Source organism: Rhizobium sp. AN6A, from assembly GCF_900215635.1.
GTDB classification, from domain to species: Bacteria; Pseudomonadota; Alphaproteobacteria; order Rhizobiales; family Rhizobiaceae; genus Agrobacterium; species Agrobacterium tumefaciens.
On the sequence record NZ_OCNC01000004.1, the window covers coordinates 648,171 to 674,943 of the forward strand.

Annotated in this window: 25 protein-coding genes and 1 pseudogene; 11 read left to right on the plus strand and 15 right to left on the minus strand. The window is 59.1% G+C overall.

Translation table 11 applies throughout. The annotated features are described in order from the left end of the window. Positions 1-33 precede the first annotated feature (33 nt). From rutF to CRO62_RS15850, 7 genes are all read right to left on the minus strand, one after another. Positions 34-558, minus strand: coding sequence for an NADH-dependent FMN reductase RutF (gene rutF / locus CRO62_RS15820; RefSeq protein ID WP_097100838.1), 525 nt, complete (start codon positions 556-558; stop codon positions 34-36). 26 nt (positions 559-584) lie between these two features. Next, positions 585-1,175, minus strand: coding sequence for a malonic semialdehyde reductase (locus CRO62_RS15825; protein ID WP_097100839.1), 591 nt, complete (start codon positions 1,173-1,175; stop codon positions 585-587). A gap of 17 nt (positions 1,176-1,192) precedes the next feature. Next, positions 1,193-1,984 carry a pyrimidine utilization protein D gene (rutD, locus tag CRO62_RS15830; RefSeq protein ID WP_179784545.1) on the minus strand — a complete coding sequence of 264 codons (792 nt, stop codon included), beginning with the start codon at positions 1,982-1,984 and terminating at the stop codon, positions 1,193-1,195. A 14-nt stretch (positions 1,985-1,998) separates the two neighbouring features. Then, positions 1,999-2,385: a pyrimidine utilization protein C gene (rutC, locus tag CRO62_RS15835; RefSeq protein ID WP_003492069.1), complete on the minus strand. Its 387-nt coding sequence runs from the start codon at positions 2,383-2,385 to the stop codon at positions 1,999-2,001. A 26-nt stretch (positions 2,386-2,411) separates the two neighbouring features. Next, the gene (rutB, locus tag CRO62_RS15840) at positions 2,412-3,152 is read right to left on the minus strand and encodes a pyrimidine utilization protein B (RefSeq protein WP_003514094.1); all 741 of its coding nucleotides are present in this window, start codon (positions 3,150-3,152) and stop codon (positions 2,412-2,414) included. Continuing rightward, positions 3,149-4,240: a pyrimidine utilization protein A gene (gene rutA / locus CRO62_RS15845; protein WP_003504013.1), complete on the minus strand. Its 1,092-nt coding sequence runs from the start codon at positions 4,238-4,240 to the stop codon at positions 3,149-3,151. The genes rutB and rutA overlap by 4 nt, the downstream gene beginning before the upstream one ends. Before the next feature lie 463 nt (positions 4,241-4,703). Further along, the gene (locus tag CRO62_RS15850) at positions 4,704-5,315 is read right to left on the minus strand and encodes a biliverdin-producing heme oxygenase (RefSeq protein ID WP_097100840.1); all 612 of its coding nucleotides are present in this window, start codon (positions 5,313-5,315) and stop codon (positions 4,704-4,706) included. 281 nt (positions 5,316-5,596) lie between these two features. On the opposite strand from CRO62_RS15850, the gene CRO62_RS15855 reads away from it, so the two are divergent. From CRO62_RS15855 to CRO62_RS15895, 9 genes and pseudogenes are all read left to right on the plus strand, one after another. Further along, complete coding sequence (locus tag CRO62_RS15855; protein ID WP_097100841.1) at positions 5,597-6,481, plus strand: dihydrodipicolinate synthase family protein; 885 nt, start codon at positions 5,597-5,599, stop codon at positions 6,479-6,481. 21 nt (positions 6,482-6,502) lie between these two features. Beyond that, on the plus strand, positions 6,503-7,159 hold the full coding sequence (locus CRO62_RS15860) for a GntR family transcriptional regulator (RefSeq protein ID WP_097100842.1): 657 nt from the start codon (positions 6,503-6,505) through the stop codon (positions 7,157-7,159). Positions 7,160-7,263: 104 nt separating this feature from the next. Further along, a complete protein-coding gene (locus tag CRO62_RS15865; RefSeq protein ID WP_097100843.1) occupies positions 7,264-8,595 on the plus strand; it encodes an ABC transporter substrate-binding protein in 1,332 nt (443 codons plus the stop codon). Further along, positions 8,595-9,533: a carbohydrate ABC transporter permease gene (locus CRO62_RS15870; protein ID WP_097100844.1), complete on the plus strand. Its 939-nt coding sequence runs from the start codon at positions 8,595-8,597 to the stop codon at positions 9,531-9,533. The genes CRO62_RS15865 and CRO62_RS15870 overlap by 1 nt, the downstream gene beginning before the upstream one ends. After that, positions 9,533-10,369 carry a carbohydrate ABC transporter permease gene (locus tag CRO62_RS15875; protein WP_003504003.1) on the plus strand — a complete coding sequence of 279 codons (837 nt, stop codon included), beginning with the start codon at positions 9,533-9,535 and terminating at the stop codon, positions 10,367-10,369. Before CRO62_RS15870 ends, CRO62_RS15875 begins: the two co-directional genes overlap by 1 nt. 31 nt (positions 10,370-10,400) lie before the next feature. Next, complete coding sequence (locus tag CRO62_RS15880) at positions 10,401-11,459, plus strand: ABC transporter ATP-binding protein (RefSeq protein ID WP_019565059.1); 1,059 nt, start codon at positions 10,401-10,403, stop codon at positions 11,457-11,459. Between the two features lie 49 nt (positions 11,460-11,508). Further along, positions 11,509-12,471, plus strand: a complete 963-nt coding sequence (locus CRO62_RS15885; protein WP_097100845.1) for a sugar kinase — start codon at positions 11,509-11,511, stop codon at positions 12,469-12,471. A 145-nt stretch (positions 12,472-12,616) separates the two neighbouring features. Continuing rightward, positions 12,617-13,676: pseudogene (locus CRO62_RS15890) on the plus strand (P1 family peptidase). A 20-nt stretch (positions 13,677-13,696) separates the two neighbouring features. Further along, on the plus strand, positions 13,697-14,563 hold the full coding sequence (locus CRO62_RS15895) for a D-amino-acid transaminase (RefSeq protein ID WP_097100846.1): 867 nt from the start codon (positions 13,697-13,699) through the stop codon (positions 14,561-14,563). Between the two features lie 6 nt (positions 14,564-14,569). On the opposite strand, the gene CRO62_RS15900 is transcribed toward CRO62_RS15895, so the two are convergent. The 7 genes from CRO62_RS15900 to CRO62_RS15930 form a co-directional block, all read right to left on the minus strand. Further along, entirely contained in the window at positions 14,570-15,466 is an 897-nt protein-coding gene (locus CRO62_RS15900; RefSeq protein ID WP_097100847.1) for a LysR substrate-binding domain-containing protein, read from the minus strand. Between the two features lie 88 nt (positions 15,467-15,554). After that, the gene (locus CRO62_RS15905; protein WP_097100848.1) at positions 15,555-17,066 is read right to left on the minus strand and encodes a serine hydrolase domain-containing protein; all 1,512 of its coding nucleotides are present in this window, start codon (positions 17,064-17,066) and stop codon (positions 15,555-15,557) included. 116 nt (positions 17,067-17,182) lie between these two features. Further along, positions 17,183-17,923, minus strand: coding sequence for an ABC transporter ATP-binding protein (locus CRO62_RS15910; protein ID WP_003514115.1), 741 nt, complete (start codon positions 17,921-17,923; stop codon positions 17,183-17,185). Next, a complete protein-coding gene (locus CRO62_RS15915) occupies positions 17,920-18,750 on the minus strand; it encodes an ABC transporter ATP-binding protein (protein WP_097100849.1) in 831 nt (276 codons plus the stop codon). Before CRO62_RS15915 ends, CRO62_RS15910 begins: the two co-directional genes overlap by 4 nt. Positions 18,751-18,753: 3 nt before the next feature. Next, positions 18,754-19,656 (minus strand): nickel transporter permease, encoded by a 903-nt coding sequence (gene nikC, locus CRO62_RS15920; RefSeq protein ID WP_097100850.1) that lies wholly within the window; start codon positions 19,654-19,656, stop codon positions 18,754-18,756. Further along, positions 19,653-20,666, minus strand: coding sequence for an ABC transporter permease (locus CRO62_RS15925; protein ID WP_003514118.1), 1,014 nt, complete (start codon positions 20,664-20,666; stop codon positions 19,653-19,655). Before CRO62_RS15925 ends, nikC begins: the two co-directional genes overlap by 4 nt. A gap of 2 nt (positions 20,667-20,668) precedes the next feature. Next, entirely contained in the window at positions 20,669-22,264 is a 1,596-nt protein-coding gene (locus tag CRO62_RS15930; protein WP_097100851.1) for an ABC transporter substrate-binding protein, read from the minus strand. Between the two features lie 235 nt (positions 22,265-22,499). Here CRO62_RS15930 and CRO62_RS15935 point away from each other — a divergent pair, with 235 nt between their 5' ends. Beyond that, entirely contained in the window at positions 22,500-23,540 is a 1,041-nt protein-coding gene (locus CRO62_RS15935; RefSeq protein ID WP_013636788.1) for a dipeptidase, read from the plus strand. A 60-nt stretch (positions 23,541-23,600) separates the two neighbouring features. Here the strand turns inward: CRO62_RS15935 and CRO62_RS15940 are convergent, their stop codons facing one another. Continuing rightward, entirely contained in the window at positions 23,601-23,894 is a 294-nt protein-coding gene (locus CRO62_RS15940; RefSeq protein ID WP_097100852.1) for a hypothetical protein, read from the minus strand. A 275-nt stretch (positions 23,895-24,169) separates the two neighbouring features. Between CRO62_RS15940 and mprF the strand changes: the two genes are divergently transcribed. Continuing rightward, positions 24,170-26,770, plus strand: coding sequence for a bifunctional lysylphosphatidylglycerol flippase/synthetase MprF (gene mprF / locus CRO62_RS15945; protein ID WP_097100853.1), 2,601 nt, complete (start codon positions 24,170-24,172; stop codon positions 26,768-26,770). The last annotated feature ends 3 nt before the right edge of the window (positions 26,771-26,773 follow it).

Sequence of the window (26,773 nt, forward strand, 5' to 3'; positions counted from 1 at the left end):
GTTAAGGGTATCAACCGGCCCCAGAGACCGCTCTCAAAGCACCCGGTAACGCCGGTTGAAATACATCAGTGCTTCGTCGCCCTCATTGATCTTCATATCGACGACGTCGCAGATCAGTATATCGTGCGTGCCACCATCATGTGCCTCGCGAATGCGGCAATCGAAGGAGACGAGCGCGTCTTCCAGAACCGGCGCGCCGGTTTCGAGCACGCCCCAGCTTCCGGCAGCAAAACGTTCTTCCGCCGGTGTCTTGCCGCCGAACAGGGTGCTTAGTACCTCGTGCTTGGAAGCAAGCGTGTTGACGCAGATGACGCTATTGCTCTTCACCACATTATAAGCGGAAGAGCCGCGGTTGAGGCAGACGAGAAGCGTGGGCGGATTGTCGGAAACGCTGCAAACGGCCGTCGCTGCAAATCCCGCACGGCCTGCCACACCGTCCGTGGTGACGATGTTGACTGCCGCACCGAGCCGCGCCATGGCGTTTCTATAATCGAGGCTGCGTTCCTGTGCAGTCTTCGTCTCCATTTCCGCTTCCTTTTCAAGAGACATCATCCGCATCTAAACCATCCTTCCTTAACAGGCCCTCAAGCCAGAACACAGGCGTCTTCAAACGCAAGTCGCGGCAGGCGACCGAACAGCTTCGACGGATCGCCGTAACCAAGATTGATGAGGAAATTGGATTTCCAAGTCGTACCCGCAAAAAATGCCGAATCCACCTTGCCCTTGTCGAAACCGGACATGGCTCCGGTATCAAGCCCGAGCGCGCGGACGGCAAGAATGAGATAACCGGCTTGCAGCGTGGCATTGCGGAATGCCGTTTCCTCGGCCATCGCCGCACTGGACGTGAACCAGGAACGGGCATCGGCATGGGGAAACAGCACCGGCAGCTTCTCGTAAAATTCGCTGTCGATGGCAGCGATAACAGTGACGGGTGCTGCCATAGTCTTTTCCAGATTGCCCGAAGAAAGCGCCGGCCTCAATTTTTCCTTGGCTTCCGGGCTGCGCACGAAAACGAAACGCGCCGGCGAGCAATTGGCCGAGGTCGGCCCCATCTTCGTCAGGTCATAAAGCGCTGTCAGCGTCTCATCGCCGATCGGCTTGTCCGTCCAGCCATTGTGGGTGCGGGCCTCGGTGAAAAGTGTTGCCAATGCAGCGTCGTCCAATGCTCTCGTCATTTTACTCTCAAATCCCGTCAGAATGTTTGTGTTGCCGGTAGCAGAAACTGCAAAAGCCGCGCGTTGAAAAGGTCAGACTCGGTGATATTGACCGCATGCGCTCCGAAATCGAGAAGGCAAAGCTCGCTTTGCGGCAAACCCTCCACAAGACGCAGCGAACGGGTATAGGGCACCAGAAGATCGTCCTTGGTTGCCACCACCAGAACCGGATTGCCGATCTCGCCGAGGCGGGCGTCGACATCAAAGGCCCTGAGCGCCGCGATGCGCCGAAGCACATTCGTCTTGCCCTGAAAATGCGCGACGCCATGCGCATCGTCACGTGCCAGCCGCTCCTGATGCTCTGACATCCAGACCGCCGAATAAAGAAACAGCGGCTGGGCTTTCACGAAAGCCTCGACACCGGATTTTTCCAGAAGCTCGATCCGCACATCGAAGCAGCGCCCGGAATGCGGATCGGCCTTGCTCCAGGCATTGATAAGAACAAGCCTGTCGATGAGGCCGGGCTTGCGAAGGGCGATATCGAGTCCGATCAGACCGCCAAGCGCATGGCCCATGAAGTGAAACTTTTCGAGGTTCAGCGCCGAGACGATCTCCAGCACATCATCGGCCATCGCCGATATGCCGCCATCTGCCGGCACCTCGCCGCCGGTCCGGCCAGTTCCGCGATGGTCATAGGTAACGATCCGGAAATGGCTGGAAAGGGCCTCGATCTGCGGCGTCCAATAGGCGCCCGATCCACCCAGTCCCGATGACAGCAGGATAGTGGGCGCCTCAGGCTCGGCCCGGCCATGAACCTCGAAATGCATCATTTTGCCGTTTCGCCTTATTTACCGATATGGGCGACGGTGGCGATTTCCACCAGCGCGTCAGGCTTCACGAGGCCGCACTGGATGCAATACCGCGCGGGCTTGTCGCCGGGGAAATATTCGGCATAAACCGTGTTCACAGCCTGGTAATTCGCCCAGTCGGTGATGAAGATGTGGTTCATCGTCACGTCTTCCATCGTACCGCCGGCGGTTTCGATGACCGACTTGATGGTTTCCAGAACATGGCGCGTCTGGGCGCTGGCATCGCCCACATGCACGACATTATTGTCCTTGTCGAATGGCAGCGTGCCGGACACGTAAACCACGCCATCGGCGAGGGTTCCCGGCGAAAAAGGGGCGATGGGTTTGCTTGTACCGGCAGGCACGACGATCTTCTTCGGCATTTCATTCTCCTCTTTGTGGTTGGGGATCAATCCCTGACGGGTGCGGCCTGCGAGATGACACCGCAGAAATCATTGACGGTTGCCACCCAGCCGAAAAATTTCTCGACATTGTAGACCGTCGCCTGCTGGATATAGTCCGGGCCCAGATGATGCGTCGCATCTTCCAGCATCACCCCGAAATATTCGAGATGGAAGGCATCGCGCAGCGAGCTTTCCACGCAGACATTGGTGGCGATGCCGACGAAGACCAGATTGCGGATGCCACGGGCACGCAGCACGCTGTCCATATTGGTGTTGAAAAAGCCGCTATAACGCGTCTTCGGCACCAAGATATCGCCGGGCTGGGGCTGCAACTCGTCAACGATGGCATAGTCCCATGTGCCCTTGGCCAGAAGCTGGCCCTGCAATTCAGGCCTTTTGCGCATTGTTTTCAGCGCGTTGGACTTGTGCCAGTTGGGCGAACCCGGCCCACCGGCCTCGACATAGTCCTTGTCCCAGCCATTCTGGAAATAGATGACCTGAACACCTGCTGCCCGCGCTGCATCCAGCGTCTTCTTGATGTTGGCGATGGTGCCCTTCGCGCCGGAAATGTCGAACCCGGCAAGATCGACATAACCGCCCTCGGTTGAATAGGCGTTCTGCATGTCGACCACGACAACGGCGGTCTCGCTGGGCTTGAGGGTAATCGGCTCTGGCCTTGCGGGAAGTGTGACACTTTCCGAACGGCTTTCCGGCCCCTTGTAACCCGCCACGACGGCTTCACTCATTCCGCTGCCTCCAGTTCGGCCAGCACATGCTGGCGGCTCTTCATCAGCGGCTGTACATATTTGCCGAATTTTTCGACGCCTTCGAGAAAATCGTCAAAGGTCAGCATCACGCCGCCTGTTCCCGGCACTTCGCTCATTTCATCCAGCATCGCCGCCACTTCCTCATAGGAGCCGATCAGCGTTCCCATGTTGATGTTGACCGCCGAGACGGGATTGGACATGTGCCGGACATTGGTGTCGGAGCCGGACTTGGTGTCGACAGAACTCTGCAGGCCGAGCCACTTGATCGCGTCCTCATCCGCGCCCGCCTTGTAATGCTCCCACTTCGCCCAGGCATCCTCGGATTTTTCTTCCGCGAGGATCATGGTCAGCACGACGGATTTAACCTCGCGACCGGACTTTTCCGTTGCCGCCAGAAGTCGCTCATTGGTGGGTGCAAAAGCCTTTGGCGTATTGACGCCGACGCCGAAGCAGAAGCTGTAATCGGCGAACTTGGCAGAGAACGCCATGCCGGAATTGGAGGAACCGGCGCAGATGAGCTTCACATCCCCCTGCGGTACCGGCTTCATGCGGCAATCATCCATCTGGAAGAACTTGCCCTTGAAGTCCGACTGCCCTTCCGTCAGCAGCTCTTTCAGCACGGAGGTATATTCGCCGAGATATTCATAGCGATCACCGAAATAATCGTCGCCCGGCCAAAGCCCCATCTGGCTGTATTCAGGACGCTGCCAGCCGGTAATCAGGTTGATGCCGAAACGCCCGCCGGAAATGGAATCGATCGTCGTCGCCATGCGCGCAACGATGGCCGGCGGCATGACAAGCGTGGCGGCGGTGCCGAACAGCTTGATCTTGGAGGTAACGGCGGCGAGTCCCGCCATCAGGGTGAAGGATTCCAGATTATAATCCCAGAACTCGGTCTTGCCGCCAAAGCCGCGCAGCTTGATCATCGACAGCGCGAAATCGAAGCCGTACTTTTCCGCCTTCAGCGTGATTTCCTTGTTCAGGTCGAAGCTTGGCTTGTATTGCGGCGCATTCTCGGAAAGGAGCCACCCATTATTCCCGATCGGTATAAAAACACCAACTTCCATCTTGCTGTTCCCTTTTTTGGCATCAGGCGTTTTCCTGATTTTAAGAAAGAGTAGCAGGTTCCGTGCCAGACGAAAAAAAATAATTTTATCAATTGGATAATTTTTTAGAGGCGAATTTCTTTTTACCAAAAGATAAAAATTTTATCATTTGGTAAATTAATATGCCTGTTTATTCGGCAAATATCGAACGCAATGTGCGGGAAATGAGAGGCTCTTGCAACGATTGTGGAGCGTTGCACGACATCCGAAAACCACTCCTCCGTCATGCCGCACTTGTTCCTGTATCCAGCCGCGGCGTGTCTGCGCCGTGAATAGAGTCTCACGCGATCAAGCACTTGATCGCACTAGACCCCGGACCACGTCCGGGTGACGGCGTGAAGATGCTAAGACGAGGCCAGCACGAATGTGCAACGAGGCATTTCAAGCGCTGTGAAGACAACCAGCGACAAGCTATGCCAAAACTTCAACCGAGGCGTTGCTGCGCGTAAGCATGCACTGCCAGGAAGGCGGCTTCGGCGCCGGCGACGACCCGTTCCTCTTCTTCGACGGTCAGCGAAATTTCATCGAGCGCGGCCGTAAAGGTACGCCAATGCAGGCCCCGCCCTTCCGGAGCGCCGGCCAGATGGCGCGCGCCGAATTCTTCGGTGAGGCCAAGCTTGGCTGCGTCTTTCAGAAGGAAAGCCGCGCCGAGGTTCGAGCCTTCGACCACATAAAGCCAGCCCATGGCCTCAGGTAGATCGAACGGCGTTTCGCTGGTAAAGCGCGGCTCGTTTGTTTCGGGAATGGCGTGTCCCAGATCGGCAAGGTCCTGCTCGATCATGGAGAGACGGCGACGACCCTTAAGATCAGGCAGCAGGCCATCAAGCGTTTCATTGGAGAAAAACGCATCGAGATCGCGATGGAAAAGATATTGCGTTTCCACGAATTTGCCGAAGTTCTCCCGGCTCTCGAACGGCTTGGCTGCCATGATGAAAGTATCGAGACCACCATGCGCGCCACGCGTGGCAGCCCTCAGGCGCTTCACGCGGCTCTGCTCGATCTCTTCCACAGGCGCTGATGGCTCCACAATGGTCATGACGCTTCCCTTTATCCCATATTCAGATTGCCTGATAAAAATCTTTACTTAAACAGTCAAATTTTATTTTAGCATTTTTCCGGTGCATCGCTAAAAAATGGCATTCGCGTAAACCGGTGTAAACATTCCATGCCCCACCGAGCGCAACACAGATCCTGAGGCAGCTTCCGAAGCCCATTCTCCCCATTTCCACCGTCCGAACAATCATCCTGCAATTACCGCTTTACAACTAACATGTCAGTGTGCCATCAATCTGCAGCCATCTTGGAGGAGCATCTTAATTGACCCAGAAATTCGGCCTTTCGGCAGCACTGACGACCCCCTTCAAAACTGACGGAACCGTCGATACAGACGCCATGATCGCGCATGCCCGCCGCTGCCTTGCAAATGGTTGCGACAGCGTGACACTCTTCGGCACCACCGGCGAGGGGTGCTCCGTCGGCAGCCGCGAACGGCAGGTCATTCTCTCCCGCTTCATCGAGGCAGGCATTGCGCCTTCCCGTCTGGTCACCGGCGTTCTCGTGGATTCCATCGAGGATGCGGCCGACCAATCCGCCGAGGCCCTGAACGCAGGTGCCCGCAACATTCTTCTCGCCCCACCCTCCTATTTCAAGAATGTCAGCGATGACGGCCTGTTTGTCTGGTTCTCGGCGGTTTTCGAAAAGATCGGCAAGGGCGCGCGCGACATTCTCGTCTACAACATCCCTTCCGTGACCATGGTAACACTGTCGGTCGAACTGGTGGGGCGGCTGAGACAAGCGTTTCCGGGCATCGTCACCGGCGTGAAGGACTCTTCAGGCAACTGGAGCCACACAGAGCGCCTGCTGAAAGAACACGGCGATCTCGCCATTTTGATCGGCGATGAGCGCGATCTGGCCAAGGGCGTTCGCCTGGGCGGTCAGGGAGCCATCTCCGGCGTTGCCAATTTCCTGACGCAGGAAGTCCGCGCCATGGCCGTTGACGGCAAGGACGATGCGCGCATCGTCGATCTTGTTGTGGAACTTCTGAAATTTCCGGTTACGCCCGCCGTCAAGGTGCTGGTATCACACACGACAGGGGAAAATATCTGGTCTGACGTGCGCGCGCCGCTCGTTGCCATTTCACCGGAGGGCCGGCGACAGATCGAAGGCGCATTCGACGCGCTGTTTCGCAAACAGGCCGCCTGAACAGACCTTGAAAGGTTGAGCATGGACGATACCGGCGAACAAACATTGCGGGAACGGGCGTATGAAAGCTTTACGCATCACCTTCTCTCGCGCGACGTTCGCCCGGGGCAATTCATTTCGCAACGCCGCCTCGTGGAATTGACGGGTCTGCCACTGGGCGCGATCCGGGAAGCAATTCCGAGGCTGGAGGCGGAAGGTCTGATCAAGACCGTACCGCAGCGGGGATTGCAGGTCGCCCATATCGACATCAACCTCATCCGCGAGGCGTTCCAGTTCCGGATCTTTCTCGAGAAGGAGGCCGTGGCGCTCTTTACGCGTTCGGCCTCGGACGAGACCATCGCCAAGCTGTTGAAGCAGCACCGCGATATCGTCGAGGCGACGGAAAACGGTGGGGAATCGCCGGAGCTGGACCATCACGCGCAGCAGGTGGACTGGGGCATGCACGACGCCTTCATCGATAGTCTCGGCAATTCGATCATCTCGAACGCCTACAGGGTCAATTCCATAAAGACGCGCCTCATCAATCAGGAGCGCTTTCGCATCGCAGGCCACGTCAAATCGGTGATGAGAGAACATCTCGTCATTCTCGAAGCCATTGAGAAGCGATCCGTCGAAGACGCCGTGGAGCGGCTGACCGCCCATATCCGCAACGCAAGGGACAGGGCGCTGGCAGTATAGGGCAATTCCGGTAGGGCAGAAGAAAGGTCCTGGCCGGAATTGCATGAAAATAAGCAACAAGCCGGGGGTGAGGAGAATTTCCGGCTAACTGGAGGAGAACTGACATGACGCATTCATTGCTCAACCCAACGCGTCGCGCCTTTCTGGCAGGCACGGCAGCGATCGGTGGCAGCGCGGTGCTCGGCATCCGCCCCGCATCGGCGGCGGTGAACTGGAAAAAACACGCCGGCACCACGCTTGAAGTCAACCTGGTCAAAAGCCCGCGCAGCGAAACGCTGATCAAATATCTGGGCGAATTCGAGGAACTGACCGGCATCAAGGTCAATGCCGAAGCAACGCCTGAACAGCAGCAGCGCCAGAAGGTGGTAATCGAGCTTTCCTCCGGCAAGCCGAGCTTCGACGTTGTGCATCTGAGCTACCACGTGCAGAAGCGGCAGTTCGAAAAGGGCAAGTGGCTGGCCGATATCAGCGGCTTCCTGAAAGACCCGTCGCTGACCGATCCGTCCCTCGTCGAAAAGGATTTCGCCGAAGCCGGCATGCTGTTTGCCAAGGATAGCGACGGCGTGCTGCGCTCGCTGCCCTTTTCGGTGGATTACTGGATCGTCTACTGGAACAAGGAACTCTTCGAAGCCAAGGGCCTGAAATACCCTGAGACCTTCGAGGAACTGGTGACGGCAGCGGAAAAGATCACCGATCCCGCAACCAACACCTACGGTTTCGTCGCCCGCGGCCTGAAGAACGCCAATACCCCGGTCTGGACTTCGTTGATGCTGGGTTACGGCGCAAAGCCGATCGGCGCGGACGGCAAGATCGACACCGAATCCAAGGAAGCGGTCGAGGCAGCGAAACTCTATCAACGCCTGATGACCAAAGCCGCCCCTCCCGGCGTCTCCGGCTTCAACTGGGCGGAAGCGCAGTCTGCCTTCCTTCAGGGCAAGATCGGGATGTGGTTCGATGGCGTCGGTTTCGCACCGCCGATCGAAAACCCGGAAAAATCCCGCGTTGTCGGCAAGGTCGGTTACGGTGTCATGCCGAAGGGCCCGGCAGTACAGGCGGCCGGCACCTTCGGCGATGGCCTTGGTGTCGTCGAAGCCAGCAGCAAGAAGGAAGCAGCCTACCTCTTCTGCCAATGGGCGATTTCGCACGACATGGGCGCGCGCCTGTTGCAGGCGGGTGCAGGCGTTCCGTTCCGCCAGTCCATCCTCGAAGACCAGAAGGTGCGTGAAGGCGTGAAGATGCCAGCCGCATGGCTGGATGCGGTCGTCGGTTCCGGCAAGGTCTCGCAGCTTGCCCTGCCGGTCATCATTCCGGTCACAGAATTCCGCGACATCTATGGCGTCGGCCTCACCAACATGATCGGCGGCGCCGACCCGGCAGCTGAGCTGAAAAAAGCGACGGAACAGTTCGCACCCGTTCTGGCGCGTAGCGAGGGATAATGGCCTCCGTGAGCATCGAAAACACCAAAACAGGCGTCAGCCGGAAAGAAGGGAGCAGGCCCGCAAGGCTTGCTCCCAACTACTGGCCTTTCGTCATACCGGCACTTGTCGTCATCTCGGCGGTGATCGTTTTTCCGTGGGTCTTCACCCTGTGGATGAGCGTTCATCGCTGGACGCTCGGACAGGAGCAGAGCTTTATCGGGTTCGATAACTATATAAGGCTCGCAAGCGACATGAGGTTCTGGGAGTCGCTCTGGCACACCCTCATCTATACCGTGCTGTCGGTCGTCGCTCCGCTGTTTCTGGGAACATTGGCGGCACTGGTTTTCGATGCGCAGTTTCCGCTGCGCGGTTTTCTGCGCGGCGTCTTCGTGATGCCGATGATGGCGACCCCGGTCGCCATCGCGCTCGTCTGGACTATGATGTTCCACCCGCAGCTCGGCGTTCTGAACTATCTCCTGTCCCTCATCGGCATCGGACCGCTGGAATGGATTTACAACCAGTCCACCGTCATCCCCTCGCTGGTGCTGGTAGAAACCTGGCAATGGACACCACTCGTCATGCTGATCGTGCTCGGCGGGCTGGCTGCAGTACCCCGCGAACCCTATGAGAGCGCCGAAATCGATGGCGCCAACGCCTGGCAGAAGTTTCGTTACCTAACCATGCCAATGATCGCGCCGTTCCTGATGATCGCTGTCATCATCCGCTCCATCGACGCTGTCAAAAGCTTCGACATAATCTACGCGATGACGCAGGGCGGCCCCGGTACAGCCTCGGAAACCATCAACATCTACCTCTACAACACGGCGTTTTCCTACTACGACATCGGCTACGGCTCGGCCATGGCCGTCGTCTTCTTCATCATCATCGTGGCGCTGTCCTTTGTGCTTTTGATGGTGCGCCAGCGTGCGCAATGGAACGAGATGGAGGATCGCTGATGGCTCGCCAATTGCTCAAACGTAAAAACCTCGACCGCATCGGCCTGTTTTTCGTGGCGCTGGTGATGATTTCGCCTGTCATCCTGTTCTTCATCTGGATGATTTCGCTATCGCTGAAATATGAAATCGACAACGGCGCCTATCCGCCGATCCTCATCCCCGAGCGTTTCGCATGGTCGAACTATGTGAAGGTGTTCGAGGAGAATAATTTCTTCCTCTATTTCTGGAATTCGGTCCTCGTCACCGGTGCTGCCACCATTCTGGCGCTGGTGATCGGCGTGCCTGCCGGTTACGGCATCGCCCGGTTGAAGGCGGAAAAGTCGGCTGTCGTCATCATGATCGCCCGCATGACGCCCGGCCTCTCCTTCCTCATTCCGCTATTCCTGCTGTTCCAATGGCTGAACCTGCTCGGCACGCTCTGGCCGCAGATCATCATCCATCTCGTGGTGACGGTTCCGATCGTGGTCTGGATCATGATCGGTTATTTCGAAACCACGCCGAAGGAGCTGGAAGAAGCGGCAAGCATCGATGGCGCGTCCTCCTGGCAGGTGTTCCGGCTGGTGGCGTTGCCGATTGCCAAACCCGGCATCGTCGTCTCCTTCATTCTGGCGGTCATCTTCTCGTGGAACAACTTCGTCTTCGGCATCGTGCTGGCCAGCCGTGAAACGCGCACCCTGCCGGTGGCGGTCTACAACATGCTCTCCTTCGAACAGGTGAGCTGGGGACCGCTTGCCGCAGCCGCGCTGATCGTGACGCTGCCGGTGCTATTGCTCACCATGTTCGCACAGAAACAGATCGTGGCGGGTCTTACCGCCGGCGCCGTCAAGGGCGGCTGAACCAACAAATTAGAAATACGGGAACATCCATATGGCACCGGTCAACATTCTAAACGTCCAGAAGCGCTTCGGCGCGGTCAACATCATCCACGGCATCGATATCGATATCAAGGATGGCGAATTCGTCGTGCTAGTCGGCCCGTCCGGCTGCGGCAAATCCACCCTGCTGCGCATGATTGCGGGCCTGGAAGAAGTAAGCGACGGCGAAATCCACATCGGCACGCGCGAGGTCAGCAACCTGCCTGCCCGTGACCGCGATATCGCCATGGTCTTCCAGAACTACGCCCTTTATCCGCACATGACGGTGAAGGATAATATGGGCTTCGCGCTGAAGCTGAAGAAGGTGAGCGCCGACGAAACCAAGGCCAAGGTCGACAAGGCTGCCGCCATTCTGGGGCTGGACAAGCTGCTCGACCGTTATCCGCGCCAGCTTTCCGGCGGCCAGCGCCAGCGTGTGGCCATGGGCCGCGCACTGGTGCGCGATCCGCAGGTCTTCCTGTTTGACGAACCGCTTTCCAACCTCGATGCCAAGCTGCGCGTGCAGATGCGTGGCGAGATCAAGGCCATGCACCAGCGCATCGGCACCACCACCATCTACGTCACCCACGACCAGGTGGAAGCCATGACCATGGCCGACAAGATCGTGGTGCTGCATGATGGCGTGATCGAGCAGATCGGCGCACCGCTCGAGCTTTACGACCGCCCGGCCAACCTCTTCGTTGCCGGTTTCATCGGTTCGCCTGCGATGAATTTCATCCGTGGACGCGTTGAAGAAGGCGTGTTCCGCACCGTGAAGGGCTTAAGCCTTCCCCTGCCCGCCAACAGCGACATTGCCGCACTGGGCGGCCGCGACCTCGTCTACGGCGTGCGCCCGGAACATATCCGTGCAGCAAGCGGCGGTATCGAAGGCCGGGTCGAACTGGTCGAAGGCACAGGCTCGGAAATCTATGCCAAGCTGAACTGCAAGGGCGACGAGATCGCCTGCCTGTTCCGCGAGCGGCTGGACGTGCGGTTCGGCGATACGATCCATATCGCCATCGACCCGGAAATGGTGCACCTTTTCGACAAGGCAACCGGCAAGCGCATCTAAGGCGCATGACGAGTAAAATTACGTAAGACAAAGACATAGGGTGACGGGCATGGACAGCCAACACGAGAGCCGCAAACATGTGCTGTGCGTGGGTGCAGCCGTGCTCGACACCCTGTTTCGCGTCCGTGACATGCCAAAGGGCGAAGGCAAGGTCCTGCCCTACGAAATGTTGCAGATCGCCGAGGGCATGGCATCCAGCGCAGCCTATGCGGTGCACCGCATGGGTGGGCGCGCCAGCCTTTGGGGTGCGGTGGGCGACGACGAGACCGGAACCCGCATCCTGCGCGATCTCGCCGAAAGCGGTATCGACACCACAGGCATGACAGTCGCCGCCGGCGCACGCTCCGCACTCTCCACGATCATTATCGATGATCGCGGCGAAAGGCTGATCGTCCCTTTTTATGATCACAGGCTGCACGAAAAGAAGCGCTCCTGCACACCAGCGGACCTCGCCGCTTACGACGCCGTGCTGGTGGATGTGCGCTGGCCGGAACTGGCGCTCGATGTTCTTGATGTGGCACGCGCGCTCGGCAAACACGCCATTCTGGATGGAGACGTCGCGCCGGTCGAAACCCTCGAAAAGCTCGCACCCGCCGCGACCCACATCGTTTTTTCCGAACCCGCCGCCGCCCGGCTGACGGGACTTGAAACGGTAAAAGACATGCTGCCGGTGCTGCATGCCCGCTACCCGCAGACTTTCATCGCCGTCACCGCCGGACCGGCAGGCTGCTGGTGGACGGAAGCTGGCGATCCCACTGTCCATTTTCAGGAAACGATGCAGGTCAAGGCGGTGGATACGCTGGCGGCAGGCGACATTTTCCACGGCACCTTTGCGCTTGCCATCGCCGAGGGCATGGAAAGTCGTGCGGCCATCCGGCTCTCCTCCGTTGCCGCCGCACTCAAATGCACAGTCTTCGGTGGCCGCATCGGCGCGCCCACGAGAGCAGAGGCCGAAGCAGCCATGCGCCAATGGCTGGAAGACGGGCACGGCCACGCGCTTCGCGCCTCCTGACCGCATACGTTGTCCGCATAAAACTATTCCATTTTTGCGATGCCGTTTCGCGGCGAACTAGGCTAACGTTCGGACAGGCAAAGCTTTTCGGAGGCTTCGCTCGCCCCTGATGTCAGCCTTAAATTCCGCAAAAGCGACCGACCCGATGCATGAGACGACCCGCCCGAGACTGCGCGATATCGGCTTTAAACCGGGCCGGTTCCAGACTGGCGCGCTCAACGCCATTACCGATGTCGAAGGTGTGCTTGTCGGCCACTCCACGGTGATCGAAGGCGATACGGCCCGCACAGGCGCGACCGCGATACTGCCGCATGGCGGCAATCTCTTCCAGGACAAAGTGCCCGCGGGTTTTGCGGTCTATAACGGCTTTGGCAAATTTGCCGGCTCGACACAGATCGAGGAACTGGGCGAACTCGAAACCCCTGTTATCCTTACCAATACGCTCGCCACCGGCCGGGCAATCGAGGCGATCAACCGCCATACGCTGTCGCAGCCGGGCAATGAAGAAGTGGTGTCCATCAATGCGGTCGTTGGAGAGACCAACGATTCCCGGCTCAACGACATCCGCGCTGGACGCCCGACCATCGAGGAAATCTCCATCGCGCTAAAGAGCGTTGTCACGGGCCCCGGTGGCCGAGGGTGGCATTGGCGCTGGAACCGGCACCGTGGCTTTCGGCATGAAGGGCGGCATCGGAACAGCATCCCGCATGGTACCGATTGCCGGAGAAACCTATACGCTCGGCATTCTCGTACAGTCCAATTACGGCGGCCATCTCCTCGTCTGTGGCAAGCCCTATCTAAGCCCGGAGCACAGGGACAAGGACGGCTCGATCGTCATCATCGTCGCAACCGATGCGCCGCTGTCTTCGCGCAATCTGAAACGTCTGGCAGCCAGAAGCTTTGGCGGCCTCTCACGCACCGGTGCGGCATTAAGCAATGGCTCCGGCGACTATGCGCTGGCATTTTCGACCAATGAGCGGCTTCGCAAAACACCTGCGCGCCGCAAGGCCGTGGCGGATTTTCCTGAGCTTTCCAACGATGCGATCTCGCCACTGTTCGAAGCCGCGATAGAGGCGACCGAAGAGGCGATCCTCAATTCGCTCTGCGCGGCAACAAGAACATCAGGCTTCAACGCTGGAACCGGCAAGGTCTCCACGGTCGAGGCCATTTCCATCGATACGCTTAAAACCCTTCTTTCAGCCTGACTTTTCCAGACGGAGTTTTCATGACTAGCCAACCCGGTCGCATCGTTTATCTCAACGGCGAATTCCTGCCCGAGGCGGAAGCCCGCCTTTCCATCTTCGACCGCGGCTTCCTGTTCGGCGACGGCATTTATGAGGTCACCTCCGTTCTCGAAGGCAAGCTGATCGACAGCGACCTGCACATGGCGCGGCTGGAACGCAGCGCCCGCGAAATCGACGTGCCGCTGCCGGTCACAACAAAGGAAATCGTCGAGGCCGAACGTCGCCTGATTGCCGACAACAACCTCGTCGAAGGCATGATCTACCTGCAACTGACGCGCGGCGCGGAAGACCGCAACTTCCTGTTTTCCGCCGATTTGAAACCGACGCTGGTGATGTTCACGCAGGCCAAGAAACTCGTCGGCACCGCCGTGGAAGAGGCCGGCATAGCGGTCAAATCCGTTCCCGACCAGCGCTGGGCGCGCCGTGATATCAAAACCGTCTGCCTGCTGCCGCAGGTCATGGCAAAACGCATCGCCAAGGCTGAAGGCTGCGATGAGGCTTGGATGATCGAAGATGGTTTCGTCACAGAAGGCGCATCCTCCACCGCCTATATCATCACCGGCGACAAGAAGATCATCACCCGCGGCAACAGCAACAAGACCCTGCCCGGCTGCACCCGCCTTGCCGCCCTGCAACTGGCCAAGGAAGCCGGTTTCACACTGGAAGAACGGCCTTTCACGCTGGAAGAGGCGATGAACGCAGACGAAGCCTGCCTGACCAGCGCCTCCAACTTCGTGGTTTCGGTGACGAAGATCGACGGCAAGCCGGTGGGTGATGGCAAACCAGGCGCGATGGTGAAACGCCTGCGCGCGCTCTATCTCGAAAACGCCCACCGCACCGCGATCTGACCAGGATCAATCTTCGAGAACCGCCCATATGCGCTCGACAACGGGACGGCGGTTCTCCTTGGAGCGATAAAGCCGGATATCCACGGCAATATCGAAACTGTGATCGGCGGCACGCACCAGCGCGCCGCTATCCAGCTCGTGCCGCATCAGGCTTTCCGGCACCCAGGCAACACCCCAGCCCGCCATCGCCATGGCTTTCAGCCCCACCGACATGCTGCCCTCATGCACCCGCTCGAATTTCGGCAGGCGCGCACTCAGGAGATCGCGCAACAGCGGCCCGAAGAACGATGCTTTTTCGTAGTCCAGATAGGCAAAGGGTTTTTTCGCGCTTTCCGTCAGACTGTGCAGCGGTGCGCCATCCTCTGCAGGGGCCGAAACGGGAATGATGTTTTCCGCGCCAAGCACGCGGAATTCGAAGGTCTGCGCATCGAGCAGCATCGGCACTTCGGGGTGGGCGTAGGTCAGAAGGAAATCGCTCTGCCCGTCCACCAGCGAATTGAGGTTCTCCTCCATGCTGCCGGAATCAGGCCGCAGAACCGAAAACAGCGGTCCCGCCTTCTCGTTCACCCGTTTCAGCCAGTCCGGGAAGAAGGTGAAAGACAGCGTGTGCAGCGCCGTCAGCCGCACTGTTCTGGCATCCTCACCGTCTTCCTGCAACAGGGTGCGACGGGCGTGGTAAAGCTGCTTCAGGGTTTCCTGCGCCACCGGAACGAACTTCACCCCGGCCTCGGTCAGCCGTGAGGGATAGGAAGCGCGATCGACCAGCGTCGCGCCCACCCAGGCTTCCAGCTGCTTGATCCTTCGGCTGAAAGCGGATTGCGTCACATGTCGCTCTTCCGCCGCCTTCGAAAAATTGAGCGTTCCGGCCAGCGCCAGGAAATCCTCGAGCCATTTGACTTCCAAGGGCCTGTTCTCCCACAAAGATGTTGAACCGGCCTGTAGCTGGAACAAGCGTCTTTATTAGGAGCAATAGCAGCTGATTGAAACCCTCTTAAAGGCTTCTGGAATATTCGACCATCCGCGCCCGGCTTGCCACAAGCTCTATCCGGCTGTCGCTCAATTGATTGAGGCAGATGCGCTTCGTCCACGGCCCGTCCGAGAGCGTGAAGAGGAAGCGACCATTGCCGAGCGCCGTCAAAGGCATGGAGCGGCGCGTGGGGCCGATGCCCATCGTCAGCGACGAACCGGAAATCGTAAATTCCGCCCCTTCGGTAGAGCGCCAAGACCCGGAAAGCTCATCGGGCACCGCATGGTCGCCAACCGGCAGGAACCGACGAGCGGCGTGGCCTGCCTCGCCGACGATCGCATCGCCCTCGAGCCTCAGAAGCATCGGAGAGGATGCGGAGCGCGATGATACCCAGCCATCGGCATCTTCATAAAGCGTGTCGTCGCCATCGATGAAGGTCGAGGTACTGCCCTTGATCTCCAGCCACCACGGTCCGCTTTCGGTGACATAGAGACCTTCCGGCAGGCTGCCGGCGGGTTTGGGTAAAGGCAGGCCGGTCAGGGCCGCCATGCTTTCCAGCGCGATCTTGAAGCCGTTGGTATCTTCGCGGTTCGATACCACGACGAAACCCGTGCCCATTTCAGGATCGAGAAGGAAGTACGTCTTGTAGCCGGGATGCGAGCCGCCGTGACCCACGAAACGTCTGTCGCCGAGATGTGACCAGCGCAGGCCGAGACCATATTCGCTCATCCGTCCATCGGCGAGCGGCCGCTCGGTGGAAAGCCCGTCCAGAACGCCTGTAAAGCTGCCCTCGCCCCGCATCAGGCCCTGCAGCCAGCGCGTCAGCGCTTCGGCACTGCCGGCAAGACTGCCCGAAGCGGAAATATGCAGGCCCGCCGCCGAAAGCTGCCAGTTGCTCTCAGCCTTCCAGTAACCCGGCACCAATCCGTCCACCGGATCGTTCCAGACGTCCGGCGCCTTCAGGAAAACACCGAACGGACCGGCAATTTGCGCCTGCACGAAATCATCGAAACGGAAACCATGGCGCTCCAGCGCCGCCTCGACCAGACGATAACCGGTATTCGAATAGGAAACCTCGCTGCCGGCCGGAAAGTTCAGCCGGGTCAGCCGCGACAGATAGTCGAGGAGCGGGCCGGCCTTCGTTTCGGTGTAGACGGAAAGACCAAGCAGCGAGAGGCATTCGCGCGTGTCCGGCAACCCGCCGCTCATATCCAGCGCCTGCCCAACAGTGACGTCGCGGAGTGGCGATTGCAGCTCCGGCAGATGCTTGCCGAGCGGATCGTCAAGCCCGATCAGATCGGAATGGGCAAGCACCATGGCGCAGAAGGCATGTTTGGTGACGGAAGCGTAACGCACCACGCTTTTCGGCGTGAACGGCGCAAAGGTCGAAAGGCTCTCAACCCCGCCCGCATGGGCAAAACGGATGCCATCGAGATCGAAACCAATCACCGCTCCGCCCGGCTCATTGCCGGCCCATTGCGAGACGACACTCTCGGCAAGCGTTGAAGCGGCGTTCCAGTCGAATTGCTGTGACATTGTTCGGTCTCGTGTCTTCGTGGGTCTTGTGGGAAGCCTCATACCGCTGCCGCGACCTTCTCCCCGGTGGAGAGAAGAAGCGAGCAGCACCCGCTCGATTTATGTGCGACGTGGGCTCAAGCCGGCTCTTCCAACCGGATACTCAGGCTGCGCAACTCTTCCGTATGCGGGTGTTTCGTGCGGCCTTCGCGTAGATCGCCTGCATTCAGCTGCTCCACCATTTCACCATTCAGCATCACGCCCACCTGTGGGCACAGATGCGCGATAACAGCCAGATTGTGGCTGACGAGGATATAGGTGAGGTTGCGCGCCGCCCGCAGATCCTGCAACAGGTTCAGGATTTCCGCCTGCACCGAAACATCGAGCGCCGAAGTCGGCTCATCGAGCAGCAGAACCTGCGGATCGGCAATCAACGCACGCGCAATCGCCACGCGCTGACGCTGGCCGCCGGAGAGCTGGTGCGGGTAACGGAAGCGCACAGCCTGCGGCAGGGCCACATCCGACAGCGCCTGCTGGATGCGTTTTTCGATATTGTCCATGCCGTGCACCAACGGCAATTCGCTGAGAATGCGGTCGATGGTCTGGCGCGGATGCAGCGAACCATAGGGGTCCTGAAATACCATCTGCACCTGCCGGAAGAATTCTGGCGTGCGCTTCAGCGGCGCATCCTTGCCGGCAAAGGCGATGCGGCCTTCCCAGCTTTCATTAAGGCCGGCCATGGCGCGCAGGATGGTGGACTTGCCCGAGCCGCTTTCGCCAACGATGCCGAAGCTGCCACCCTTTTCGACCGAAAAGGACACGCCCTTCACCACTTCACGGTCGCCGAACTTGATACGGAGATTTTCGACGTCGATCATAGGCTGGACCACGCTGCATCACGGTTGAGAACGGGAAGACGCTCGCGCGGATGCGTCAGCGAGGGAATGCAGTTCAAGAGACCCTGCGTGTAAGGATGCTGGGCTTTCAGGAGTTCGGAAGCCTTCAGCTCCTCCATCACCCGGCCGGAATACATGACAGCCACGCGGTCGCAGAAATGCGAGACAAGCGGCAGGTCGTGGCTGATGAGAATGAGACCCATGCCGCGTTCCGATACCAGCTCCTCGATCAGCCGCAGGATTTCCGCCTGCACCGTGGCATCGAGAGCGCTTGTCGGTTCGTCGGCGATCAGAAGCTCGGGATCGGGCGCCAGCATCATGGCGATCATCACGCGCTGGCCCATGCCGCCGGAAACCTCGTGAGCGTAGGACGAAGCGACCTGGCGTGGATTGCGGATCTTCACCTGATCGAGCAGGGCGATTGCCGCCTCCATGGCCGCACGCTTGCTGCCGCCCTTGTGGGCGCGCCAGGCTTCCGCGATCTGTGCACCCATGGTCTTGACCGGGTTCAGCGAATATTTCGGATCCTGAAGGATGAAACCTGCGCGTTTTCCCCGGATCTGGCGCATCTGCTTTTCACTGGCGGAAAGCACGTCGATACCGTCAAAGGAGAGCTTGTCGGCCTTGATATCGGCATTGGAGGGCAGAAGCTTCATCAGCGCGCGCGCCGTGAGGCTCTTGCCCGAACCGGATTCACCGACGATGCCGAGCTTTTCTGTTCCGAGCTTCATGGAAACGCCGCGCACCGCCTCGAAACGGCTGGTGCGGGTCTGGAACGCGATCTTCAGATTTTCGATTTCGACCAGCATGGCTCAATGTCCCTTCGGGTCGAGCACGTCGCGCAGACCATCGCCAAGGAAGTTAAAGGCGAGCGAGACGAGGAAGATGGCGATGCCCGGAATGGTGGCGACCCACCATTGTTCGAAGATGAAGCGCTTGGCCGTCGCAATCATCGCACCCCATTCCGGCGACGGCGGCTGCGCGCCCATGCCGAGGAAGCCGAGGCTTGCGGCCGTGATGATGATCGAGCTCATGTCGAGCGTGATGCGCACGATGAGGCTCGGCACGCAGAGCGGCGCGATGTGACGGGCGATGATGCGCCAGGCGGAAGCGCCTGTCAGCCGGTAGGCCGCGACGAAATCGCTGCCGCGAACCGTCATGGTTTCGGCGCGAGCGAGACGCGCATAGGGCGGCCAGGCGGTGAGCGCGATGGCGAGAATGGCGCTTTCGACGCCAGGCTTCAGCGCCGCGACGAAGGCAAGCGCCAGGATGAGGCGCGGGAAGGCCAGGAACACATCGGTCACCCGCATCAGCACCGTATCGACGATACCGCCGAAATAACCGGCGATGCAGCCGATGGCGAGACCGATCGGCGCAACCAGAACGACGACGGCAATGACCATGCCGAGCGTGACGCGACCACCATAGAGAATGCGCGAAAGAATGTCGCGGCCCAGCTCATCCGTGCCGAACCAGTGCTCGGCACTCGGGAAGGCAAGGCGGTTGCCGAGGTTCTGCGCGGCCGGATCGTAAGGCGCGATGAACGGCGCCAGCAGCGACAGCGCAATGAAGACGATGATGATCGTGAGACCGACCACCGCCAGCGGATTGGACTTGAGGTTCAGCCAGATGCGGTACCGACTACCCCAGGCAGCCTGCCTGCGGGAATGCGGCGTCTCATCCAGAGCCCAGTTTCTGAAAGTTGCTAACATCATCGAACGCGGGGATCCATTACTCGGTAAAGTACGTCTGCGAGCAGGTTGAGGCCGACATAGATCAGGCCGATCAACAGGGTCGCTCCGACGACAGGGTTCATGTCCGCGTTCATGAGCGAGACAGTGAGATATTGGCCAAGGCCCGGCCAGCTGAAGACGGTTTCCGTCACCACGGCACCTTCCAGAAGGCCGGCATAGGTGAGTGCGAGAACCGTGACGAGCTGTACGGCAACCGTCGGGAAGGCGTGCCCCCAGATGACGGTCATTGCCGAAAGCCCCTTGGCACGGGCCGTAATGACATATTCGCCCTTCAACGCATCGATCATGAAGGCGCGCGTCATGCGGGTGATATAGGCCATGCTGAAATAGGCAAGAATGCAGACCGGCTGCACCATATGGGCGATGGCGTCGTAAAACGCGTCCCAGTCGCCGGCAAGCAGCGTATCGACCGTCATCAGGCCGGTGACCGGCGAGATCATGCCGTCATAGATAATGTCCTGCCTGCCCGGTCCGGGTGCAACGCCAAGTGTGGCGTAAAATACCAGCAGCGAAATCAGCGCCAGCATGAAGACGGGCACGGAATGGCCGGCAAGGCAGACGACGCGGATGATCTGGTCCGTCAACTTACCCTGCTTCACGGCGGCCCATACGCCGAGCGGAATGCCGATCAGCGCAGCGAGAATGAGTGCTGCCGTAGCAAGCTCGAAGGTGGCGGGGAAAACGCGCTTGATATCGATCCAGACCGGGTTGCGGGTCAGGATGGAATTGCCGAAATCACCGTGCAGCACCTGCGACACATAGTGGAAAAACTGAACGACCAGTGGCTGGTCCAGGCCCATTTCGGCCCGAACCCGCACAATGACGTCTTCAGGCGCGTTGTCGCCGACTGCCGCAATGACGGGATCGACAGGCATGACACGCCCGATCAGGAAGGTGATGACCATCAACCCGAACAGCGTCAGAATGACGCTGCTCAGTGTCGACGATATGCTTTTGACGCGCTTGTTCAATGTTACGCTTTCTTAGCATCGTGGTAGGAATTGCCCTCGGAGAGAACGCCGAGTTCAAAGCCGGAAACGCCCTTGCGGAACGCGGCCGTCTTCGTCGTCTGGAACATGAAGACGAAGGGGCTGTTTTTCATGTGCTCGCGCTGCAGCGCTTCATAAAGCTCGATGCGCTTTGCCGGGTCCTTCTCGTCACGGGCGGCTTCTGCCTTCGCGGCAAAGTCGTCGTTCTTGAAGCGCGAACGCCACAGGAAGGGCTTGGACTTGGCGTCGTCGCCATTGTCCTTGTTGATGTTGAAGACATCGGCGTTGGAATGCGGATCGAAATAATCCGTGCCCCAGGCGGAAAGCGCCATCTGGTGTTCGCGGCCGCGCATCTTGGTCAGAACCTGACGGTTCTCGGCGGATTGCAAACGCACCTTGATGCCGATATCGGCAAGGTTTGCCTGGATGGCCTGCGCCAGATCCGGGTAAGGCTGGGCGGAATAGTGATCCATGGTGATTTCGAAACCGTCGGCAAGACCGGCTTCCGCCATCAGTGCCTTGGCCTTTTCGACATCGCGCTGGTACGGCGTGTCGTTGACGGCGCCGGGGAAACCTTCCGGCTCGAAGCTCTGGTGAACCTTGTGCGTCAGCGGCACGATGTTTTCCTGCATGCCCTTATAGTCCAACGCCCATTTGATGGCCTGCCAGACCTGCGGCTTGGCAAGGTTTTCATTGCCCTGATTGAGCGAGATCAGCACCAGCGAGGCGATGCTCTTGCGCTGCAACTCGATGTTGGCGTCGTTCTGGACGGTACGCAGCTGCTCCGAGGTCAGGTCGCGGGCAATGTCGATATCGCCCTTCTGCAACATCAGAAGCTGGGAAGACGGATCGGTGACATGGCGCAGGATGACGCGCTTGATGTTACCCTTGTAGGGGCCATTCGGGTTGACGGTGAGCGCTACGCTTTCGCTCGGCTTCCAGGCCTGCAACATGAAATCGCCGGAACCGGCGCTGTTCTTCTGCAGCCAGCCATTGCCGAGGTCTTCGCCCGATACATTTGCCAGCACGGCCTTCTTTTCAACGATCGCGCCGATATTGGCGGAGAGGCAATAGAGCAGGAACGAGATTGCGGTCGGCTTTGCCGTCGTCAGCTTCACCGTATTTTCGTCGGCGGCAACGATGGTCGTTTCGGCATTGTCAGGCGTGAAGCCGAACTGGCCGATGATGAAGGCCGGGCTCTTGTTCATCTTGATGGCGCGTTGCAGCGAAAAGGCCACGTCTTCCGCGGTCACTTTCGCACCGCTGGAGAAGGTCGCATCGTCACCGATCACAAAGGTGAAAACCTTGCTTTCCGCATCGGCTTCCCAGGACTTCGCGATGACCGGATCGACCTTGGTGGAATCTTCACGGTTCGCCCGCACCAGCTTCTGGTACATGTTGGACATGATTTCACCGCCGACGGCTTCGAAACCCTCATGCGGATCAAGGCTCGTCATGTTGTCCAGCTGCTGGGCGACCACCAGAATATCCTTGGGCGTCGCAGCAAATGCCGGAATGTGCGCATAGGACAGGAACGGTACGGCAGCGCCGGCAATCAGCAGGTTGCGTCTTGAAATCATCGAAAATCCCCTTTCGGACCTTATTTTTCGGAAACGGTATGGGTTCGCCCCAATCCAGTCATTTTTTTTATGTTTTCCCGCGATTACCACGAGCAAACGAGGCGCGACCAATTCCAAATTTGGCAGAGCCTATGCACGGATTGCATTTGCTCCGACCTTGACCTTTCCTCTACCAATTCTCAAAAGTCTGACGACCGCGCGCCCGCGCCCCGCCCGTATCCAAAGGTGAATGACCATGACCGATGAAAAAACCGTACCCGTCTTCGACGGCCACAACGACGTGCTTCTGCGGTTATGGCGATCGGGCAATGCCTCTCCCGAAACGCTTCTCATCGAGGGCGATACGGTCGGCCACATCGACCTGCCGCGCGCCAGGAAGGGCGGGTTGGCCGGTGGCCTCTGCGCCATCTACGTGCCCTCGCCCAGCATGGAGAAGGACGCGAACGGCGACTTCACGACACCGGCTGAAGCGGATGCGCTGAAGGCGACGCTTGGCATGGCGGCCCTGCTGTTCCGCGCCGAGAAACAATCAGGCGGCGCGCTGAAAGTCTGCCGCACGGCCGCCGAGATCCGCAGCGCGATGGCAGAGGGCGCCTTTGCCTCCGTCTTCCATATCGAGGGCGCAGAAGCGATCGGCGCCGATCTGGATGCGCTGCATGTTCTCCACGAGGCTGGCCTTCGCACGCTCGGCCCGGTCTGGAGCCGCCCGAACATCTTCGCCTACGGCGTTCCCTTCCGCTTCCCGTCGACACCGGATATCGGCCCCGGCCTCACCGATGCCGGAAAACGGCTGGTGAAGACCTGCAACGAACTGAAGATCATGGTCGACCTGTCGCATATGAACGAACAGGGTTTCTGGGACATCGCGAAGATTTCGGACGCACCGCTGGTGGCGTCCCATTCCAACACCTATGCGCTGTGCAACCACAGCCGAAACCTGACTGACCGTCAGCTGGACGCGATCCGCGACACCGGCGGTCTTGCCGGCATCAATTTCGGCGTTCTGTTCCTGCGCCAGGACGGCGTGAAGAACCCGGCTACCGATCTTGGCGAACTGGTCCGCCATGTCGACTATATCGTCAACCGCATCGGCATCGATCATGTCGCACTCGGCTCGGATTTCGACGGCACCACCATTCCCGCAGCCATGAAGGATGCGGCCGATCTGCAATTGCTGGTCACAGCTCTGCGCAACGGCGGTTATGACGACGCCGCACTCGCCAAGATCTGCCATGGCAACTGGGTACGTGTGCTGGAGAAGACGTGGGGCGCGTAACGCGCCCCGACTTTGGCATTCTCCCCGGACTTCCGTGCCGGAGACATGAAGCGGCAGGCCTCAGGCCTTTGCCGCTTTCTTTTTGCCCGTGGACCGAAACGCCAGCAGGCCTGCGACCAGGCCAGCAATGGCCCATTTGATCGGCAGGACATCCGCCGTCTCGCTGCGGATCGGCAGAACGGTCACTGTTCCCGGGCGCGATTCATATCCGGCCTGCCCACCGGCCTTCGCATCAGCGATCTGCTGCGGTGAGACAACCCATTCGGCGCCCCGCATCTTGTCATAAGCCATGTAGCCGCCGCCCACCAAAAGGGCTGCGATCAGCGAAATTACTATTCTTGTAGGCATCTTCATTTTGCATTTCCTTCAATTGAAAGAAGCGTTTAATCACATCAAACATCGCCTCCAAGCAATCGGAACGATCAATTCACGGAGTTTTTGATCTAAAATTTGAACATCGCTCTTTTTGGTTGCATTTTTCATTTTAACGGCGAAAATCTCGTTTGTTTGTCGCCAAACTTCACATCGACACGTCACGCATTTCTGCTAAGCAAATTTCCTCAACCGAAACGAATTAGCGACACAATCCTGTGGTTCGCCAACCAAGTGACTGGCGCTGGAAAAAGCAAATGGCAGACAAGAGCGAAATTATACAGACCGATATTACCGAATCCCCGGTTGAAAGCTTCTTTGCCAGAAACCGGCCCTATCTGACGGCCATCGCCATTACGCTCATCTTCGTGATGATGACATTTGCGATTTACCGCCTCACATCCGAAGTGCGGTACGATGATGTGATCGCAGCCCTTCTGGACACTTCGCTTCCGGCCATTCTTCTTGCAATGGTCTTTACGGCGCTAAGCTTCCTGTCGCTGATTTTCTATGACGCCAACGCGATCGAATATGTCGGCAAAAAGGTGCGCTTCCCCTCCATGGCCGCCACCGCTTTTGCCGCTTACGCCATCGGCAATACTGCTGGATTTGGCCCCTTGAGTGGCGGCGCCATACGCTTTCGCGCCTATTCCCGGCTTGGACTTTCGCCGGGTGACATCGCCCGCGTCATCGCCTTCGTCACGCTGTCCTTCGGGCTGGGGCTTTTGTCGGTCAGCGCCCTTTCGACCTTCATCGTCGCACCACGCATCGCCGCCATCATCGGTCTCGACCCGACTGTTCTAAGGGGCGGAGCGCTCGCCGTCATTGCCGTTCTCGTTACCACCGCCTATGTCGGCCGCAACGGCAAGGCGATCCGGCTCGGCAAATGGCGACTGCGCCTTCCCGACAGCCGCACCTCCTCGCGCCAGTTCCTCGTCTCCTCCTTTGATATCGCCGCCTCCGCCTCCGTGCTTTACGTGCTCCTGCCCGAGACGCATCTGGGCTGGCCGACATTCTTCGCGATCTATGCCACCGCCGTCGGCCTTGGCGTTCTCAGCCACGTTCCCGCCGGTCTCGGTGTGTTCGAAACGGTCATGGTAGCCGGGCTCGGCAACGCGATCAGCGTCGATCAGCTGCTCGGAAGCCTCGTTCTTTATCGCGTCATCTATCACGTCCTGCCGCTGGTTGTTGCCATTCTGGTAATGATCGTTTCCGAAATGAAGCAGTTCGCGGCCAAGCCGGTGGTCTCCGATATCAGCCAGCTTGCCGTGCGGCTGGCGCCACCGCTGCTCTCCACCTTCGCGATCATTCTCGGCACCATGCTGATCTTTTCGAGCGTGACGCCGACGCCCGGCAGCAATCTGGATTTCCTGTCGAATTTCGTGCCACTGCCGATCATCGAGGCGGCGCACTTTCTGACGAGTATTCTCGGCCTTGGCCTCGTTGTCGCCTCCCGCGGCCTCGGGCAGCGGCTGGATGGGGCGTGGTGGATTGCCCTTGTCGCCGCATCGCTGGCGCTCATCCTGTCGCTGGTGAAGGCGATCGCCGTTTTCGAGGCAATCTTCCTCGGCATCTTCATCGCGGCGCTCGCCCTCAATATGCGCAGCTTCAACCGTCATGCCTCGCTGGTCAAACAGGCGCTGGGACCGAGCTGGCTCGCTGCTATGGCCGTCATCATCGCCGGCGCGGCAACGATACTTCTGTTCGTCTACCGCGACACCGATTACAGCCACACATTGTGGTGGGAATTCGAGTTCTCCGAAGAAGCCCCGCGCGGTCTGCGCGCCCTTCTCGGCCTGGTGCTCACTTCTTCGACCATTGCAATTTTCAGCCTGATGCGGCCGGTCACTTTCAAGCCGGACTCCATCCAGCCGGAAGACGTTGAACGCGCAACCGACATCGTCATGCAGCAGGATTCGGCCGATGCCAATCTGGTGCGCATGGGCGACAAGCATGTGATGTTCGCGGAAAGCGGCAGCGCCTTCATCATGTATGGCATTCAGGGCCGGTCATGGATCGCCTTCGCCGACCCCGTCGGCAACGAGGAGGATTTTCCCGATCTGGTTTGGCAATTCGTGGAATCTGCCCGTTCGGCAGGTGCGCGCGCCGCCTTCTACCAGATTTCGCCCTTCCTCCTGTCCCATTGCGCCGATGCGGGCCTGCGTGCCTTCAAGCTTGGCGAACTGGCGCTGGTCGATCTTACCGCATTCGAATTGAAGGGCGGCAAGCTCGCGACCCTTCGCCAATCTCTGAGCCGCGGCGCACGCGACGGGCTGACCTTCGAAGTTGTCGAGCAATCGCATGTGGCCGATATTCTAGATGACCTCAAGCAGGTCTCGGATGGCTGGCTCACCCACCACAATACAAGGGAAAAGCGATTTTCTCTCGGTGCGTTCGAGCCCAACTACATTCTCTCCCAGCCCGTCGCCGTGCTGCGCAAGGATGGCAAGATCACCGCCTTCGCCAATCTGATGGTGACGGACACGAAAAAGGAAGCCACCGTCGATCTCATGCGCTTTTCACCGGATGCACCGCGCGGCTCGATGGATTTCCTCTTCGTCAGCATCATGCAGCATCTGCGCGAGGCGGGATATGAGAGCTTCAATCTCGGCATGGCACCCATGTCCGGCATGTCGAAGCGTGATGCGGCACCGGTCTGGGACCGCATTGGCAGCACGCTTTTCGAACATGGCGAACGTTTCTACAACTTTAAGGGCCTTCGTGCATTCAAGACGAAGTTCCACCCGAAATGGGAACCGCGTTACCTCGCCGTACAGAATGGCGCAGACGCCGCTCTGGCGCTGATGGACGCGACGGTTCTGATCAGTGGCGGTGTCAGAGGAGTGATCGGAAAATGAGAA

Excerpts from the sequence above, each read along its gene's own strand:
- rutF (WP_097100838.1), bottom strand. The coding sequence starts at position 558 with ATGCGGATGATGTCTCTTGAAAAGGAAGCGGAAATGGAGACGAAGACT.
- CRO62_RS15825 (WP_097100839.1), bottom strand. The coding sequence starts at position 1,175 with ATGACGAGAGCATTGGACGACGCTGCATTGGCAACACTTTTCACCGAG.
- rutD (WP_179784545.1), bottom strand. The coding sequence starts at position 1,984 with ATGATGCATTTCGAGGTTCATGGCCGGGCCGAGCCTGAGGCGCCCACT.
- rutC (WP_003492069.1), bottom strand. The coding sequence starts at position 2,385 with ATGCCGAAGAAGATCGTCGTGCCTGCCGGTACAAGCAAACCCATCGCC.
- rutB (WP_003514094.1), bottom strand. The coding sequence starts at position 3,152 with ATGAGTGAAGCCGTCGTGGCGGGTTACAAGGGGCCGGAAAGCCGTTCG.
- rutA (WP_003504013.1), bottom strand. The coding sequence starts at position 4,240 with ATGGAAGTTGGTGTTTTTATACCGATCGGGAATAATGGGTGGCTCCTT.
- CRO62_RS15850 (WP_097100840.1), bottom strand. The coding sequence starts at position 5,315 with ATGACCATTGTGGAGCCATCAGCGCCTGTGGAAGAGATCGAGCAGAGC.
- CRO62_RS15860 (WP_097100842.1), top strand. The coding sequence starts at position 6,503 with ATGGACGATACCGGCGAACAAACATTGCGGGAACGGGCGTATGAAAGC.
- CRO62_RS15865 (WP_097100843.1), top strand. The coding sequence starts at position 7,264 with ATGACGCATTCATTGCTCAACCCAACGCGTCGCGCCTTTCTGGCAGGC.
- CRO62_RS15870 (WP_097100844.1), top strand. The coding sequence starts at position 8,595 with ATGGCCTCCGTGAGCATCGAAAACACCAAAACAGGCGTCAGCCGGAAA.
- CRO62_RS15875 (WP_003504003.1), top strand. The coding sequence starts at position 9,533 with ATGGCTCGCCAATTGCTCAAACGTAAAAACCTCGACCGCATCGGCCTG.
- CRO62_RS15880 (WP_019565059.1), top strand. The coding sequence starts at position 10,401 with ATGGCACCGGTCAACATTCTAAACGTCCAGAAGCGCTTCGGCGCGGTC.
- CRO62_RS15885 (WP_097100845.1), top strand. The coding sequence starts at position 11,509 with ATGGACAGCCAACACGAGAGCCGCAAACATGTGCTGTGCGTGGGTGCA.
- CRO62_RS15895 (WP_097100846.1), top strand. The coding sequence starts at position 13,697 with ATGACTAGCCAACCCGGTCGCATCGTTTATCTCAACGGCGAATTCCTG.
- CRO62_RS15905 (WP_097100848.1), bottom strand. The coding sequence starts at position 17,066 with ATGTCACAGCAATTCGACTGGAACGCCGCTTCAACGCTTGCCGAGAGT.
- CRO62_RS15910 (WP_003514115.1), bottom strand. The coding sequence starts at position 17,923 with ATGATCGACGTCGAAAATCTCCGTATCAAGTTCGGCGACCGTGAAGTG.
- CRO62_RS15915 (WP_097100849.1), bottom strand. The coding sequence starts at position 18,750 with ATGCTGGTCGAAATCGAAAATCTGAAGATCGCGTTCCAGACCCGCACC.
- nikC (WP_097100850.1), bottom strand. The coding sequence starts at position 19,656 with ATGATGTTAGCAACTTTCAGAAACTGGGCTCTGGATGAGACGCCGCAT.
- CRO62_RS15930 (WP_097100851.1), bottom strand. The coding sequence starts at position 22,264 with ATGATTTCAAGACGCAACCTGCTGATTGCCGGCGCTGCCGTACCGTTC.
- CRO62_RS15935 (WP_013636788.1), top strand. The coding sequence starts at position 22,500 with ATGACCGATGAAAAAACCGTACCCGTCTTCGACGGCCACAACGACGTG.
- CRO62_RS15940 (WP_097100852.1), bottom strand. The coding sequence starts at position 23,894 with ATGAAGATGCCTACAAGAATAGTAATTTCGCTGATCGCAGCCCTTTTG.
- mprF (WP_097100853.1), top strand. The coding sequence starts at position 24,170 with ATGGCAGACAAGAGCGAAATTATACAGACCGATATTACCGAATCCCCG.